Annotated in this window: 13 protein-coding genes, 2 tRNA genes and 1 pseudogene; 10 read left to right on the top strand and 6 right to left on the bottom strand. The window is 45.7% G+C overall.

Annotated features, from left to right (window positions below; all coding sequences use genetic code 11):
* Window positions 1-1,386 (bottom strand): L-cystine transporter, encoded by a 1,386-nt coding sequence (locus QOS07_RS00630; RefSeq protein ID WP_283587086.1) that lies wholly within the window; start codon window positions 1,384-1,386, stop codon window positions 1-3.
* A 420-nt stretch (window positions 1,387-1,806) separates the two neighbouring features.
* On the opposite strand from QOS07_RS00630, the gene QOS07_RS00625 reads away from it, so the two are divergent.
* The 3 genes and pseudogenes from QOS07_RS00625 to QOS07_RS00615 all read left to right on the top strand — a co-directional run bounded on the left by QOS07_RS00625 (window position 1,807) and on the right by QOS07_RS00615 (window position 5,310).
* Entirely contained in the window at window positions 1,807-2,688 is an 882-nt protein-coding gene (locus QOS07_RS00625; protein ID WP_283587085.1) for a PPK2 family polyphosphate kinase, read from the top strand.
* 339 nt (window positions 2,689-3,027) lie between these two features.
* A pseudogene (locus tag QOS07_RS00620) lies at window positions 3,028-4,170 on the top strand (trans-sulfuration enzyme family protein); the annotation flags it as partial.
* 18 nt (window positions 4,171-4,188) lie between these two features.
* Entirely contained in the window at window positions 4,189-5,310 is a 1,122-nt protein-coding gene (locus QOS07_RS00615; RefSeq protein WP_283587120.1) for a trans-sulfuration enzyme family protein, read from the top strand.
* Between the two features lie 63 nt (window positions 5,311-5,373).
* On the opposite strand, the gene QOS07_RS00610 is transcribed toward QOS07_RS00615, so the two are convergent.
* The 5 genes from QOS07_RS00610 to QOS07_RS00590 all read right to left on the bottom strand — a co-directional run bounded on the left by QOS07_RS00610 (window position 5,374) and on the right by QOS07_RS00590 (window position 8,217).
* Window positions 5,374-5,446 (bottom strand) — tRNA-Lys (locus tag QOS07_RS00610).
* Window positions 5,447-5,560: 114 nt separating this feature from the next.
* Window positions 5,561-6,550, bottom strand: a complete 990-nt coding sequence (locus QOS07_RS00605) for an aldo/keto reductase (RefSeq protein ID WP_283587084.1) — start codon at window positions 6,548-6,550, stop codon at window positions 5,561-5,563.
* Between the two features lie 15 nt (window positions 6,551-6,565).
* Window positions 6,566-7,519, bottom strand: coding sequence for an aldo/keto reductase (locus QOS07_RS00600; RefSeq protein WP_283587083.1), 954 nt, complete (start codon window positions 7,517-7,519; stop codon window positions 6,566-6,568).
* Window positions 7,520-7,616: 97 nt separating this feature from the next.
* The gene (locus QOS07_RS00595; RefSeq protein WP_283587082.1) at window positions 7,617-8,075 is read right to left on the bottom strand and encodes a winged helix-turn-helix transcriptional regulator; all 459 of its coding nucleotides are present in this window, start codon (window positions 8,073-8,075) and stop codon (window positions 7,617-7,619) included.
* A 69-nt stretch (window positions 8,076-8,144) separates the two neighbouring features.
* Window positions 8,145-8,217 (bottom strand) — tRNA-Lys (locus tag QOS07_RS00590).
* 156 nt (window positions 8,218-8,373) lie between these two features.
* Here QOS07_RS00590 and yycF point away from each other — a divergent pair.
* The 7 genes from yycF to QOS07_RS00555 all read left to right on the top strand — a co-directional run bounded on the left by yycF (window position 8,374) and on the right by QOS07_RS00555 (window position 15,911).
* Complete coding sequence (yycF, locus tag QOS07_RS00585; protein ID WP_283587081.1) at window positions 8,374-9,081, top strand: response regulator YycF; 708 nt, start codon at window positions 8,374-8,376, stop codon at window positions 9,079-9,081.
* Window positions 9,082-9,094: 13 nt separating this feature from the next.
* Window positions 9,095-10,966, top strand: coding sequence for a cell wall metabolism sensor histidine kinase WalK (walK, locus tag QOS07_RS00580; protein ID WP_283587080.1), 1,872 nt, complete (start codon window positions 9,095-9,097; stop codon window positions 10,964-10,966).
* A complete protein-coding gene (locus QOS07_RS00575) occupies window positions 10,944-12,233 on the top strand; it encodes a YycH family regulatory protein (RefSeq protein ID WP_283587079.1) in 1,290 nt (429 codons plus the stop codon). Before walK ends, QOS07_RS00575 begins: the two co-directional genes overlap by 23 nt.
* A 13-nt stretch (window positions 12,234-12,246) precedes the next feature.
* Window positions 12,247-13,083 carry a two-component system regulatory protein YycI gene (locus tag QOS07_RS00570; RefSeq protein WP_283587078.1) on the top strand — a complete coding sequence of 279 codons (837 nt, stop codon included), beginning with the start codon at window positions 12,247-12,249 and terminating at the stop codon, window positions 13,081-13,083.
* A 19-nt stretch (window positions 13,084-13,102) separates the two neighbouring features.
* A complete protein-coding gene (locus QOS07_RS00565) occupies window positions 13,103-13,909 on the top strand; it encodes an MBL fold metallo-hydrolase (protein ID WP_283587077.1) in 807 nt (268 codons plus the stop codon).
* A 75-nt stretch (window positions 13,910-13,984) separates the two neighbouring features.
* On the top strand, window positions 13,985-15,256 hold the full coding sequence (locus tag QOS07_RS00560; protein ID WP_283587076.1) for a S1C family serine protease: 1,272 nt from the start codon (window positions 13,985-13,987) through the stop codon (window positions 15,254-15,256).
* Window positions 15,257-15,413: 157 nt separating this feature from the next.
* Window positions 15,414-15,911: a phosphatidylglycerophosphatase A family protein gene (locus QOS07_RS00555; protein WP_283587075.1), complete on the top strand. Its 498-nt coding sequence runs from the start codon at window positions 15,414-15,416 to the stop codon at window positions 15,909-15,911.
* Window positions 15,912-15,979: the final 68 nt, after the last annotated feature.

The raw sequence follows: 15,979 nt of genomic DNA, 5'->3' as shown, positions 1-15,979 counted from the left end.
CTAAAGTTCGTTAGCGACGATGTTATTTTGGTCACCTAACTTGTCATGATCAAGTTCACCCATATTCTTAGCGGTAACTACCCCGGCAAGAATTGAGTCATTGACGTTTAAGGCAGTCCGGGCCATATCGATGATGGGGTCTATGGCAATTAGGACTCCCATGATAGCAACGGGAAGGTTTAACGTTCCTAATACCATCAGAGTTGTAAAGGTTGCCCCACCACCAACACCAGCAACCCCGAAGGAAGCAATCACGTCAATCGCGATCAAGGTCAAGATAAATTGCCAGGAGAGAACGTTAATACCAGCAGTTGGGGCAATGATTGCCGCAACCATTGATGGGTAGATTCCGGCACAGCCATTCTGACCGATAGTCAATCCAAAGCTAGCGGCAAAATTAGCAATTGAAGAACTTACTCCTAACGAATCACGTTGGATTTTAACGTTGATCGGCAGGGTGCCGGCACTAGTCCGGGAAGTAAAGGCAAAGATCAGCGCTGGCCAGGCCTTTTTATAGTAGGTAACCGGGTTGATCCGGTTGGCAATCAAGATTAGTGTGTGGACGATAAACATAGCGATAATTGCAACATAGGCCGCAATAATGAAGGTTCCAAGCTTGGCAATTGAAGCAAAGCTGCTGGTAGCAGTTGCTTTAACCATCAAGGCGAAAATACCATATGGCGTCAATTCAAGAACCATCTTAACCAGGCGGCTGACGATTCCTTGCAGGGCGGCAATTCCCTTAGCAAAGACCCGCGCTTCTTCTGGTTGGTTATCCCGCAGCCAGAGGTAAGCAATTCCTACCATTAGTGAGAAGATTACGACCGCAATCGTACTTGAAGACCGGGTGCCTGCAAAGTCAGCAAAAATATTTGTTGGCAGGAGGCTCGTAATCTGTTGGGGAAGTGTCAGCCCCTTTAATGTTGCCTGATGAGTTTTAATGGCATCAATGGCGGTTGAATTAGCAGCCATCCCCCTGATAAACCCAGCTCCTTGGAGGTTGAAGAGGAGGACGCTCATGATTCCGATAAAGGAAGCAACCGCGGTGGTAGAGAGGAGAATTCCCAAAACATTGGTGGTCATCTTCTTCAGGTTAGTCTTGGCCTTAAGACGGGTAAAGGCGCTTACCAAAGAAACGAAGACCAGGGGAATTACCAACATTTGGAGGAGGGCGATGTAGCCGTTCCCGACAATGTTAATCCAATCAATGGCGTTAGTAACGGTTTTACTAGTGGGGCCGTACATAAGTTGAATGGCCGCCCCACCGATAATTCCCAGTACTAGGGCCAGAAAAACTAACTTATTAAATCCCCAGTGGCGGCGGTGGAGGTAGATCATCCCCGCCATGATTGCGGCGGCGATAATGACAATTATTAGTGCTTGCATATTTAGTGCCTCTTTCTAAATTTCATGGAATGAGTTCAAAATCTTAGCAACAAAAAAGAGTTCCCAGTGCGCGCACTCTGAGAACTCTTATCGGCAAATATTTAAAAACGACAAAACTACTTGTTGATTAACTTTGTCGTCCGTTTGCTGAGTAATTATCAGGTAACGCAAATAGCATGTTGGCGTTCGCACAACATGCACAACAAGCAGTATTCTTGGTAAAGATTGCGTTAGTCATCATAATTACTCCTTTCGTTTCTAAGATTACACCAAATATACCTGCCAGCTTACTTTTTGTCAATATAAATTTCGACAAATTGCAGTTTTTCTCTCGGCAAAGACTACCGGCAACGAAATAGGGTTAACGACTCCCAAGAAAGTGGTGTAACATTAAAGTGACACCCTAAAGGAGGAACTAATATGGACAACAAGCAATACCGTTACGTTGGTCATAACTTTAAGATCAAACAAGCACCAACCTTTGTTGAAGATTCTAGCAATGAATTAAAGGCAATTAAAAAACAAATCAAAAAGAATGTTAAACGAATCCATGAAGCCCAGGAAAAAATGTATGCCCAACGGAAGTATGGTGTCTTAGTAGTCTTCCAGGCGATGGATGCTGCGGGGAAGGATAGCATGATTACGCATATTTTTTCTGGCGTAAACCCAGTTGGCTTTAAGGTGGCTAATTTTAAACAACCAACATCAAATGAATTGCGTCATGACTACCTCTGGCGGATCAACCGAGAACTACCACTGCGGGGAAATATTGGGGTCTTTAACCGTTCCTACTATGAAGACGTGCTTGTCTCCCGCGTCCACCCGGAAATTATCCTGAACGCCAACCTGCCACAAATTCATTCACTAAAAGACGTTAATGACGACTTCTTTGCCAACCGTTACCAGGATATCCGTGAATATGAAAATTACTTGACCCGTAATGGCTATGTGGTAATGAAGTTCTTCCTCCACGTTTCCAAGGAAGAGCAACGGCAGCGCTTCTTGGCGCGGATTGATACGCCAGAAAAGAATTGGAAGTTCTCAGCTGCTGATATCCGTGAACGGCGGTACTGGGATCAATATCAGACAGCATATGAAAAGGCAATTAATGCGACGGCCAGCAAGGAAAACCCGTGGTATGTCATTCCGTCAGATGATAAGTGGTACTCCCGACTAATTGTCTCCGATATTTTGACCAAGCAAATTGAGAAGTTACCATTGTCGTACCCAACGATGACACCACAGCAAAAGGGTGAGTTGGCAGAAGCACGGCAGATGTTAATTAACGAAGATAAAAAATAACAACTTACTATTGACAAGTGATTCTTTGATGGTATACTAACCATAATTTAATTTTCTAACGATACTTTAATAATACGCTGATGAGAAGAGTAGGAACAAGAGGTTTCGTCAGTGACTGTCGATGGTGTGAAGGCAGGTTACCAACTGTTCTGAAGATGAGCTCGGAGTAATAAATAACGGTTGAATGGCTGTTATTTCGGCAGGATCCGTTACCATCCCTGGCATGTTTGTGCTGTTGAGGCCGGGTTTTCCGGTGAAAATGGGTGGTACCACGTTGTTGACGTCCCTTAGTAGTTTAATGCTGCTAAGGGGCGTTTTTTATTTAAGGAGGAAGAGAGAATGACCAAATTTGATACAAAATTAGTTCATACACCAGTCCAGGGGGACAACAACACCGGTGCCGTGACCGTCCCGATTTATAAGGCAACGACTTTTGGCTATCCGCAGATTGGTGCCAAAGTGAAATATGATTATTCACGCTCTGGAAATCCCACACGGCAGGCGCTAGAGGACCAGTTAGCAACACTTGAAGGCGGGCAGTGGGCCTTTGCTTTTTCCTCCGGGATGGCGGCGATCCACGCGGCATTAGCAATCTTTAAGGCGGGCGACCACCTAATTGTTGGTAACCAGATTTACGGTGGGACCTTCCGCCTCCTCTATCAATTTTTCGCCCAGTGGGGTCTTGAGATTACGGCAGTTGATACCCGTGACCTTGGGGCAGTTGAACGGGCAATTAAGCCAAATACAAAGGCAATTTACTTTGAACCGGTTACTAACCCGCTGCTGCAAGTTACCCCGGTTCAAGCAGTTGCTAATCTTGCCCACCAGCACCACTTGCTGACAATTGTTGATAACACGTTCTTAAGCCCCTACTTACTGCAACCATTACAGCTGGGTGCGGACATTGTTATTCATTCAGCAACTAAGTACCTTTCTGGCCATTCTGACGTTTCTGCTGGGGCGGTAATAGTAAACGACCACGAGTTAGCTGACCGGATTTACTTTGTTCAAAATGCTCTTGGCGCCATCCTTTCGCCAGAGGATAGCAATGAATTAGCGCGCGGAATTAAAACACTGGCAGTCCGGTTAGACCGGCAGGTAGCGAATGTCAAACGGCTGATTGCTGATCTTCAGACGACGGAAGTAGCTGATCGTATCTACTATCCAGGGATAGAAGGCTTAGCGGGATACGATACACTTCACCAGCAAGCTCGTGAAGCTGGCGGCGTCTTCTCATTTGAGTTAAGTGACCGCTATGATCCAGTTGCCTTTGTTAATAATTTAAAGATTTTTAGTCTGGCAGTAAGCCTTGGGGCAGTAGAAAGCCTGGTTGAGTTGCCAAGTAAGATGAGTCATGCTGAGCTTAGCCCGCAAGAACAGCTAGCAGCTGGAATCAAACCGGGATTAATTCGGGTGTCAGTTGGAATTGAAGACGTTAACGATTTAATCACAGATATCCATCAAGCCTTAGACATCGCTAAAAAGTCAGGAGGAACTTATATGTGTAAAAACTCAATTGAAACAATTGCAGCGCAGGCTGGTAATAAGGAAGATGGCAATGGGGCAGTAACCTTACCACTTTACTTTTCTTCTAACTACCGTCATTCAACCTTGGAAGAAGCTAAAAATTTTGACCCCCACCAATGTTATACATATTCACGGATTGCGACGCCTAATCGTCGAGTATTAGAGCAGACGATGGCCAAGCTAGAAGCGGGCACGAAAGCCTTTGCCGTCAGTTCAGGAATGGCCGCAATCCAACTAGCATTAAGCATCCTTAAAACCGGTGACCAGCTTATTTCATTAGATGACTTATACGGCGGTGACTTTCGTTATTTCCGCTACTTGCATGAACATGCGGGAATTGATTTTGCCCAGTGGGATGGTGAAAAGATTGCGGACCTATTAAGCAAAATTACTGAAAAGACGCGGATCGTTTGGCTAGAGACCCCGTCAAATCCAACGATGAAAGAATTAGATATTGCAGCAGTTGCGAAGGCCGTGCACGAGGTAAACCCATCAATTCTGATTGCTGTTGATAATACCTTTTACACCCCCGTTTACCAACGGCCACTGACTCAGGGTGCTGATATCGTGGTTCACTCAGCAACCAAGTACTTGTCAGGACACAATGATTTACTCGGTGGAATTGTTGTCGTGAAGGACCAGAAGTTGGCGGAAGAATATTATGAATACTACATTACGACGGGCGATACCCTTGATTCGTTCGATTCATGGCTGCTATTACGGAGCCTAAAGACGTTAACGGTCCGGGTTAAGCAACACACCGCCAATGCTCAAAAAGTAGTTAAATTTCTCAATGCTGATCCCCGGGTAACAAAGGTCCTTTATCCAGGAAAGGGCGGGATGATTAGCTTCTACCTTGAAACAGAAAAGGAGGTTGAGCGAATTCTAAATAACGTAAAGGTCATTTCATTTGCTGAAAGTCTGGGTGGAATTGAAAGTTTAATCACCATTCCCTTTTACCAAACACACGCCGACGTGGAGTTAAAACAACGGGAACGGCTCGGAATAACACCAAAGTTGCTGCGGATTTCGGTTGGCTTGGAGAATCCACGGGATATTATTAATGACTTAAAGCAGGCGCTTGATGGTGAATAAGTAATTTCCCGGGAAATAATTTAAAAACAAAAAAAGCACTTGCAATCGCAAGTGCTTTAGTAATGGGCAGTCAGGGGATCGAACCCTGGACCCACGGATTAAGAGTCCGTTGCTCTGCCAGCTGAGCTAACTGCCCATGTCATATCGACAACACAAATTATAATATCAATTTTTCTTAAATTTGACAAGCCTTTTTTAAAATTTTCTTGAAAAAGGTGAAAAATCGATGGTGGGTTGCCGATATTGAATACTAACTATTCATAATTTGATCAATTGCCGCTAATTCATCACCACTGAAACTTAGGTTGTTAAGTGCCTTAACATTGTCGACTAACTGACTAGGACGGCTAGCGCCAACAAGAACACAGGCAATCTCTGGCTCCCGTAAATTCCAGGCAATTGCCATCTCTGCCAACGACTGGCCCCGTTGTTGGGCGATGGCGGTTAATTGCCGAACCTTATCGATGGTTGCGCCAACCTGGTCTTCATGAAGGAAGGGGCTGGTGGATTTAGCGGCCCGTGAGTCTGCAGGAATCCCGTTGAGGTAACGGTCAGTCAACAGACCCTGGGCAAGTGGACTGAAGCAGACAGCAGCCTTGCCCTCTTCTTTCAAGACCGGAAGAAGGTCACCTTCAATATGGCGGTCGAACATATTGTACCGTGGTTGGTGAATGATGAACGGGGTGTGGAGGTCCTTAAAGATCTTCGTAATCGCCGCCGTTTGTTTGCCATCATAGTTGGAAATGCCAATATAAAGGGCCTTCCCTTCCCGAACTAGCTGGTCAAGGGCTTCTGCCGTTTCCTCAATTGGTGTTTCGGGATCAGGACGGTGGGAGTAAAAAATATCAACATAGTCTAATCCTAACCGTTTAAGACTCTGGTTGGTACTTGCGATAATGCTCTTACGTGAACCCCAGTTGCCGTAAGGGCCATCCCACATTTCATAGCCGGCCTTACTGGTAATGATCATTTCATCGCGGTAAGGCTTCATATCAGTGGCCATAATCCGGCCAAAGTTTTCCTCGGCACTTCCCGGAACAGGACCGTAGTTATTAGCGAGGTCATAGTAGGTAATTCCAAGGTCGAAAGCCTGGTGGACGATTGCCTTTTGATTTTCGTAAGGGTCAACACTACCGAAATTGTGCCAGAAGCCGAGACCGATTGCGGAAAGCTTAAGGCCGCTATTTCCGACCCGGTTGTAACGCATTTGTTGATAGCGGTTTGGGTTTGCTTGATACATTAAGTAATCCTCCTTTTAAGGCAGCTTGTGACCGGCAGCCAGGTAGAGGTCGTACCATTCCTGATTAGTGAGGTCAACATTGGCACCCTTAGCACTGTCAGCAATATGGGCAGGAGTCATTGTCCCCATGATCATTTGGATTTGGGCCGGGTGCTTAAGAATCCACGCAGCAGCAATGGCATTCTTACCAACACCATACTTATCCGCTAACTTCTCCAGTTCCTTATTTAATTCTGGATAATCAGGGTTGTTAATAAAGGTCCCTTCGAAGTTGCCGTATTGGAATGGGGACCATGCCTGGATAGTAACGTGCTTGCGCCGGCAGAAGTCGAGTAAGCCGCCATCATGGTCCGTGCCGTCAGCATTACTGATGTTAGTATTGATTCCAAAGTCCACCATTCCGGTGTGCATTAAACCGAATTGAAGCTGGTTGAACATTAACCGTTGGGTAATGCTATCTTGAACCATTTGGAATTGTTGCGGGTTAAAGTTGGAGACACCAAAGAAGCGGACTTTCCCACTTGCTTGCAGGATGTCGAATGCTTCCTTAATTCCCTCAAGGTCCATTAGTGGGTCAGGACGGTGGAGTAAAACGGCATCCAGGTAGTCGATATCCATGCGCTTCAGTACCCCATCAACTGCATCGAGAATATGTTGCTTCGTAAATTCGTACCGGCTACCGAAAACAAAGCTACCGTGACTACGGGCGGGGTCAACGATGATCCCAACCTTAGATTGGATAAAGAGGTCTTCCCGGTTAACCTTTGCAAGTTTGAGTGCCTTACCAAAGACCTCTTCAGACTTGCCTTGGCCATAGATATCTGCCGAGTCAATATAGTTAATCCCGTTGTCGTAAGCAGTGTCGATTGCCTTTGCTGCTTCTTCAGGTGTCTTGGCCTCCATCCGCATAATTCCTAGTCCCATTGCGGGAATCTTCAGACTGGTCGAGCCTAAGTTAATTTGTTTCATAAATAAAAAACCGTCCTTTCAGTCAATACTTGTTAAGCTACTTTTATGGTAGTAAACAAGTGATGAACCGACAAGACGGCACTTTATTTTTACTAGGTTACTTTGAGGTGCTCTGGTTATCGTTAGGGAGCCAGTCACCAACATGGTCTGCTTCAAATTGGTCATAGAGGTCATGGAGCCGCTTTTCCTTGATCTGCCGGGTATGGTCATTGTACTCACAGGTAGGGTGTTTGATGTTGTAGCCACCTTCGTTGAGGTAGCCCCAAGCACACATTATATCCAGGATGGGGAATAGTGACCGCCCATGGTTAGTAATACTGTATTCAACCTGGACAGGAACGGTGGGGATGACGGTCCGCTTAATGATATCATCTGCTTCCAACTCACGAAGTTGGGCAGTTAACGTCTTCTTAGGTGCCGTATCAAGGTAGCGTAAAATTTCGCTATACCGTTTAGTACCCGTTTTTTCCAAGTAATGAAGGATCAATGGCTTCCACTTGCCACCAATCACGTTAAGGGTAATCTGGATTTCAGTAAGTGCTTCTTTCTTTGCCATGGTGAAGCTCCTTTCAAATTAACCAAAAAAAGAGACTGAGAAAAAATCTCAGTCTCTGTAAACCTCTGATGGGCAGTCAGGGGATCGAACCCTGGACCCACGGATTAAGAGTCCGTTGCTCTGCCAGCTGAGCTAACTGCCCATAACCTTTAACAAGGTACTTTAATAATTTAACATCGTTAGGCGGACTTGTCAACGCTTCGTGCTAAAAAAATTATAGGTAGCTGTGCTATAATTGTATTAGCTATTTAAAGTATTAAATATATGGTCATTAACACCCATTGGAGGGATTATTGATATGGCAAAAAAGATCTTAGTTGTGGATGATGAAAAGCCGATTTCAGATATCATCAAGTTTAACTTGGAAAAAGAAGGCTACGAGGTAGTAGTTGCCTTTGACGGGGAAGAAGCCCTGGAAAAGGTTGAATCAGAAAGCCCAGACCTGATTATCCTCGACTTAATGTTGCCAAAGATTGATGGCCTGGAAGTTGCCAAGCGGGTACGGGCAAAGCACACCACCCCAATTATCATGGTAACTGCCAAGGATTCAGAATTAGATAAGGTCCTCGGCCTCGAATTAGGTGCCGATGACTACGTGACAAAGCCATTTTCAAACCGTGAATTAGTCGCACGGGTTAAGGCTAACCTGCGGCGTGAAGCGGCAGCAAAAGCACCAGCTGAGGAAGATAAGAATACTGATATTAAGGTTGGCGATATTACGATCCACCCCGAAGCATACACGGTAACTAAACGGGGTGAAAACATCAACCTTACTCACCGGGAATTTGAATTACTTCACTACCTGGCCCAACACATTGGTCAAGTTATTAATCGTGAACACCTGTTGCAAACTGTTTGGGGTTACGATTACTTTGGTGATGTACGGACCGTCGATGTTACTGTCCGGCGGCTACGGGAAAAGATTGAAGATAATCCAAGCCAACCACAATGGCTGATTACCCGGCGTGGTGTTGGCTACTATTTAGCAAATCCTGATCAAAATTAGAGGCTGAGCATTTGTGAATAGCAAACTAAAATTTTATCAATCAATTCGGGTAAAAATCGCCCTCGTATTCGCGTTAATGCTGATGTTAACGCTGGAATGCGTTGGGGCGGTTTTTGTGCGTCAATTGGAGCACCAAAACCTGAACACCTTTAAGCAAACGATTGAATTACCTTCGTATGTTGACAACTCGTTGAGTGAGCAGTTAACGCGGTCAAACACGAAGCGGGCTAACCAAGATATTCGGCAAATCCTGTCCGAGGTTAATAACAACAACATTTCAGAGATTCGGGTGATTGATAGTAAGGGGGTCATCCGGGGAACGAGTAGTTCTGATAGCCGGAACATTATTGGCCAGAAGACAACCGACAGTACGGTTAAGGCGACCCTGTTAAATAACCGGAGTCACTCTGAAAATATTTATGATAGTTCTAACCATAACCGTTACTATGTAAATGTAATTCCGCTAAATGATAGCAATAACAACGTCGTCGGTGCGGTACTTTTACGGGCGAGCCTTGAAGGGGTTTACTCAAACATTAACAGTATTACCCTGATTTACCTATCCGCGGCCCTAATTACGATTGCGTTGTCACTAGTACTAGCAGTCTTTATTTCCCAGGAAATAACCCGGCCAATTGAAGAAATGCGGAAGCAAACTCTGCGGATTGCCCGGGGGGACTTCTCTGGTCAAGTGAAGGTAATGGGCAATGATGAGTTGGGACAACTCGCCGGCGCAATTAATAACCTGTCTGTCCGGGTTGAGGAAGCCCAGGAATTGTCTGATTCTGAACGACGGCGGTTGGATAGCGTTCTTTCACACATGTCTGATGGGGTTATTGCGACCGACCGGCGTGGGAACGTCACGATCGTTAACAACATGGCACTCCAGCTGTTAGGTGTTGACCATGAAGATGACCTAATTGGTAAGTCAATCATCGATGTTTTAGACATCCGTCATGATTATACGGTTCGGCAGTTAATTGATACGGACCAGCAGGAAATGATTATTGATATGTCTAACGGCGGCAATGACCTGATCCTCAATGCGTACTTCTCCCCAATTCAGCGGGAGTCTGGCTTCATCAGTGGGTTGGTGTGTGTTCTTCATGATGTAACTAGTCAACAAAAGGAAGAGCGGGAACGGAAACAATTTGTTTCCAACGTTTCCCACGAATTGCGGACACCGTTGACCAGTGTGCACAGTTACGTTGAAGCATTAAGTGATGGTGCATGGAAGGACAAGGAGATTGCTCCCCAGTTCCTGACCGTCATCCAAAATGAAACTAACCGGATGATCCGGATGATTAATGACCTGTTGAGCTTGTCACGGATGGACTCCGGGACCACAAAGCTCAACCTGGAATACGTGAATATTAAAGAGTTATTTAACTACATCCTGAACCGTTTTGATATGATCATCAAAAAGGATGAGGAAAACGATCAGGATAGTAAGAAGTACACGATCGAAAGGCATTTCACCAATAAAGATTTATGGGTTGAAATTGATACCGATAAGTTTACCCAGGTAATTGATAATATTATGAACAATGCGATTAAGTACTCGCCGGATGGTGGGGTAATTACGACCCGCCTGTTGGAGACGCATAACCACGTTATCCTGAGTATTTCTGACCAGGGACTAGGAATTCCGCGTAAGGACCTTGGGCGGATTTTCGACCGGTTCTTCCGGGTTGATAAGGCCCGGAGCCGGAAACAAGGTGGTACCGGGCTGGGACTAGCAATTTCGAAGGAAGTTGTTAACATGCTCGGTGGCCAAATCTGGGTCGACAGTGTTGAAGGGAAGGGCTCAACCTTCTATATCTCACTGCCATATGTACCTTATGAAGAGGAGGATGACTGGGATGATCAAAAACCTGAAGACTAATTGGTTATCAATTGCCTTGACGGTTGTGGTAATCATCAGTCTATTGTTATCCGGATTGATTTGGACGAACCCCTTTCAATATGAGGGGCCGCGTCATGAAAATTTGATGCGGGGAAACCAGCAGTACACTACCCAATCAATGGGGGATGTTTACCTGCCAACCACGGTTGTTCGGACGGACCGGCACAACAGCCAGTCAATCCTCTACAGTCCAGAAATTAGTTTGGTGCGGGAAATGAAGGACAGCATCCGTTCATGGCAATTTGGCCGGGTAACTACGGTCAAGAGCAACAATAGTGATGTTTACTTGAGCTACTTGCGGCGGCGGAATTCAATCATGCTGAGCTACCCTAATGCAATTCCAACGCTGGTCTTTAACGAAACTTTCTCACAGTCAATTAACAGTGACCAAGTTAACCAGATTAACCATATCGTGATCCCAATCAACGGGCCCCGCGAAGTTTACCTCTTGAGTGACCACCATTATGGTGTTTACCGGCTGCGGGTTAGCAAGGGGAACTTCAATAAGATCATCAAATTATCCAAGGGCGCAAAAAAAATTGCGGTTGACCACAAGATCGTTAATGGGCAGACAATCATGACCTACCCAAAGAGCTTTAGCCTGCCGTTCTTTGCCTACCAGGTTACTAACCAGAATATTGATACCCTCAGTACCAACCTGATGAGTAGTAATCAGCGAAGCAACATCACTACCAGCAAGAGTGGCGACCGGACCGTTTACACTAACGGGAATAACCGCCGTCTTTCTTACAACCGGTCAAACGGGACGGTTAACTATGAGTCATACGTTGGTAATGATGAGCGCCACACAACGGAACAGCTTTATTCTTACTTCTACAACCGGCTGGTTAAGACCGGGGTTCAATTAAATAACGTTCGTTTTGATGGGACCAGTGACCACCAGCGTTCCTTTACTTACCGGAGCTTTGTTGATGGCTTCCCAATCTTTAATGACAATGGGTATGGGACCATCACCATGCAGTCTAAAGACGGAACCGAACGTTGTAAGATGAGCCAGTATTCCGTTCAGGTGCCACTACCGATTGATCGGCAGGAGGTAAAGCTGCCACCAAGTAACGTCATCCTGGATGAACTTCACGCTAGTCCACGTTTTAAGGACTTAAAGGGTATCCGTGTGGGCTACCTTTGGAAGACTAGTGATAACAATAAAGTCGTAAAGTTAACCCCAACCTACTTTGTTAAGTACCGTGGAAACTGGGTTAACTATGAAGAAGTAATCAAGTGAGGAGGCACGGAAGTTGAACTTTAAACGAATTCAATGGATCTTTTTAGTTGCCTTCTTGGCCTTCGATATTGTCGTGGGGTGTGAGCTGCTCTTCCAAAACCGCTTTACTATTTCGAATAGTAGTCAAAACCGTCAAGCAACGGTCTTAAAGGAAATGCGGACCGACTCGATTAGCTATGGGACCCTTTCTAAGCACCAGCCAACGGCATACTATATTTCCGGTAGCCGCTCTGGTGATGGCGGTCAGTTGGAACAAGAGATGGCCAAGCTGCATAACCAAACATCGCGGTTCGTCAACACGCAACTGACTAGTGAATTTGACAGCCCGGTTAAGGTTAGTGCTGAACACCCAAACCAGCGCCTTGACCGGTTAATCAAGCGGTCGCGCAACGTGCCGCTCGGTGAAGCCTACCAATACAATCGTCAATTGTCAGATAAAAAAACGGTTGTGTATACCCAGATGGTTAAGGGTCAACCGGTCCTGTCAAGTGACGGCCAGATCCGCTTTCACCTCAATAGCAACCACGAGGTGACTGGTTACACGCAGGGGTATTTGGAGAACACGGCAACGCTACAGCAGCGGATGACAGCAATTAGTCAGCAGCGGGCAGTAGTTTGGCTTTACCGGCATAACCAAATTCCAAATAATTCGCAAGTTCGGTGGGCAATTATGGGCTATACCAAGTTGCTGACGACGAATAACCGTAACCAGGCAGTCTACGTACCAACCTGGGTTGTACAAATTAAGACAAAGACTGCGGAGACGGTCCAGCGGTTGAACGTTAACGCCTTTAACAGTACGGTGATGAAGACGTCACCTGATACCGTCAACATGGATAGCATTAAATAAGTAAAAGGAGCACTTTGTAGTGACAGAAAAAGATCCGTTACGCTATAGTATTCTGGCCAGTGGAAGCACTGGTAACGTTACTTACCTTGAAACCAACCACCACCGGATTTTAATTGATGCCGGCCTGAGTGGCAAAAAAATTGAAAATTTGATGAGCGAAATTGACCGGTCACTTAAGGATGTTGAGGCAATCTTTGTGACCCACGAACACTCTGACCACTGTCACGGGGTTGGTGTGCTAGCCCGGCGGTATGGGATGGCGGTTTATGCTAATGAAGGAACCTGGCAGGCGATGGCCAATAAGGTTGGCAAGATTCCAGAAGATCAGAAATTCCTTTTCTCACCCAATACGGTGAAGGAATTCGGTGATATGGATATTGAAAGTTTTGCGGTTTCCCATGACGCTGCCCAGCCACAGTTTTATCAGGTTCACCACGATAACAAAACCTTTTGTATCCTGACTGATACTGGTTATGTATCAGACCGGGTTGCGGGGACGATCCGGGATGCGGATGCCTACCTGATGGAATGTAACCACGATACCGAAATGCTGCGAATGGGGCCCTACTCCTGGCCGTTGAAGCAACGGATCCTGGGGGATGAAGGACACCTTTCCAATGAGGAGGGGGCCGATGCCTTGATGGATGTGGTCGGTCACCGGACAAAGGAGATCTTTCTTGGCCACCGGAGCCAGCACAATAATATGCGGTCACTGGCACACTTAACCGTTGCTAGCTTGATGGAACAGCATGATTTTGGCGTAGGGCAGGACTTTCAATTAGCCGATGCAGAGCCAGAAAAGCCAAGTAAATTAATGCTCCTGTAAGGTAAATTTCAAGTTTTCTTCATAACTATCCGGTATGGTAAAGGTAATAACTGATTGATTTGGAGGAATTGAGTAATGAGTGATGAGAAGCCACGAAGTAACCGTTTTTGGGTAAAGGTCGCAACGGTTGGCTTAGTTGCTGGTCTAATCGGTGGTGGAATTTCACTGGGTGCTAACGGTGTTATTCAGCACTTCCGTGAAAATGCAGCAACCCGGGTACCAACTGGTTCGAACCGGTCCGGTGGGACAAAGGTTAACGGGAATAAAGCTGACTTAAACACTGAATCAACCAAGGCGTATGACTCCGTTCAGGGCGCTGTGGTAAGTGTGCTTAATAAGCAGAAGATTCAACAAGGTGACAGTGCGCTTAGCATGTTCGGGATTATTGATCCTAGCCAAGGGAGCAGCAGTTCCTCGTCCAGTAACAGCGGGAAGTTACAGACGGCCAGTGAAGGTTCTGGTGTAATTTACAAGAAGTCAGGGAATGCGGCTTACATCGTAACTAATAACCACGTTGTTTCTGGCTCCAACGCCCTGCAAGTAATCCTGAGCAGCGGGAAAAAGGTTAATGCTAGCCTAGTCGGTTCTGATTCAGCTACTGACTTAGCGGTCTTAAAGATTAATTCTGCTGATGTAAAGACCGTTGCTTCGTTTGGCAACTCAAACTCAATTAAGGCCGGTCAAGATGTCCTGGCAATTGGTTCACCAATGGGAAGTGAGTACGCCAATACGGTAACGAAGGGGATCATTTCCGCAAAGAACCGGACGTTAAAAGCCGGTACGGATGGAACAATTACCTCTGTTATCCAAACTGACGCGGCAATTAACTCTGGTAATTCCGGTGGTCCACTGATTAACATGGCTGGTCAAGTAATTGGGATTAACTCAATGAAACTATCTGCCAATACTGATGGTTCCTCTGTTGAAGGGATGGGTTTTGCCATTCCAAGTAATGAAGTTGTCAGCATCATCAACCAGCTGATTAAGAAGGGGGGCATCGAACGTCCAGCACTTGGCCTAGGAATGATTGACTTAAGTAATATTTCCTCTGACCAGCAAAAGACGATCCTGAAGTTGCCAAGCAGCGTAACGAAGGGGGTTGTCGTTGCCCAGGTTGCGGACGGTTCGGCCGCTGATAACGCTGGTATTAAGAAGTACGATGTTATTACCAAGATTGGCAACACGAAGGTTAGTGATAGTAGTGAGCTGCGTGCTGCCCTGTACAAGTACAAGGTTGGCGACAGTACTAAGATTACCTTCTATCGTGGTGGTAACCAACAGACAGTCACGGTGCACTTAACAAAGGCGGCATCAAACGACAATAGCCAGCAGGAAGAAAATAATTAAACCATGAAAACGGGGACGGAAAGATTTTCTTTCCAGCTTCCCGTTTTTTAATATTACAGGAATACTGCATAATACAACCCCGGGCAGCTTCTCTTTATGTATCCCAAGTAGATAAGTGGTAAAATTGCTCTAAATCTTTCAATAGGACGGTGAAAAAATGAATAATCGTAAATTTAAGTATCCTGATACAAAAGCTTATGAATTTGTGGTTAACCGCCTGCAAGAACGGGGAGTTAACCTGGATGACCTGGCAGAAATCATCTATAATTCACAAATTGAATTTGAACCAACATTGACAATGGACCGGGTTCAAGAATATCTGCAGGATGCAATGCATAAGCGGGAATTGTTGAATAATGCGATGGTGATGTTGGAATTAGACCGGTTGACTGAGGCCGGCCAGATAGCAGAACCTCTTTCGAGCATTGTCAGAAATGATGCTGGTGTATTTGGTGTTGATGAAACACTAGCCCTCCAAATTGCTAATATTTATGGGACGATCGGGACGACGAATTTTGGCTACTTTGACCGGGTAAAGAAAGGCATTATTGCTAAGTACGACCATGATCGGAAGCACGTCAATGCCTTTATTGATGACCTGCTAGCCGCAATTGTTGCCGCGGTATCAGGTAAAATTGCACATAAGTATGCTTAGTGAGGAGCGAGCAAGGAGTTCGAAAGAACTTTACTTGCTCGTTTTCTTTTATGAAAATATGAAAGGCT

Source organism: Limosilactobacillus viscerum (genome assembly GCF_947387525.1).
Lineage (GTDB): Bacteria > Bacillota > Bacilli > Lactobacillales > Lactobacillaceae > Limosilactobacillus > Limosilactobacillus viscerum.
Note: the sequence above shows the minus strand (reverse complement) of the source record. Positions and strands in the feature narration are given on the sequence as shown.

Bases quoted from the DNA above. Each gene is read 5' to 3' on its own strand.
- QOS07_RS00630 (WP_283587086.1), bottom strand. From the start codon at position 1,386: ATGCAAGCACTAATAATTGTCATTATCGCCGCCGCAATCATGGCGGGG.
- QOS07_RS00625 (WP_283587085.1), top strand. From the start codon at position 1,807: ATGGACAACAAGCAATACCGTTACGTTGGTCATAACTTTAAGATCAAA.
- QOS07_RS00615 (WP_283587120.1), top strand. From the start codon at position 4,189: ATGTGTAAAAACTCAATTGAAACAATTGCAGCGCAGGCTGGTAATAAG.
- QOS07_RS00605 (WP_283587084.1), bottom strand. From the start codon at position 6,550: ATGTATCAAGCAAACCCAAACCGCTATCAACAAATGCGTTACAACCGG.
- QOS07_RS00600 (WP_283587083.1), bottom strand. From the start codon at position 7,519: ATGAAACAAATTAACTTAGGCTCGACCAGTCTGAAGATTCCCGCAATG.
- QOS07_RS00595 (WP_283587082.1), bottom strand. From the start codon at position 8,075: ATGGCAAAGAAAGAAGCACTTACTGAAATCCAGATTACCCTTAACGTG.
- yycF (WP_283587081.1), top strand. From the start codon at position 8,374: ATGGCAAAAAAGATCTTAGTTGTGGATGATGAAAAGCCGATTTCAGAT.
- QOS07_RS00575 (WP_283587079.1), top strand. From the start codon at position 10,944: ATGATCAAAAACCTGAAGACTAATTGGTTATCAATTGCCTTGACGGTT.
- QOS07_RS00560 (WP_283587076.1), top strand. From the start codon at position 13,985: ATGAGTGATGAGAAGCCACGAAGTAACCGTTTTTGGGTAAAGGTCGCA.
- QOS07_RS00555 (WP_283587075.1), top strand. From the start codon at position 15,414: ATGAATAATCGTAAATTTAAGTATCCTGATACAAAAGCTTATGAATTT.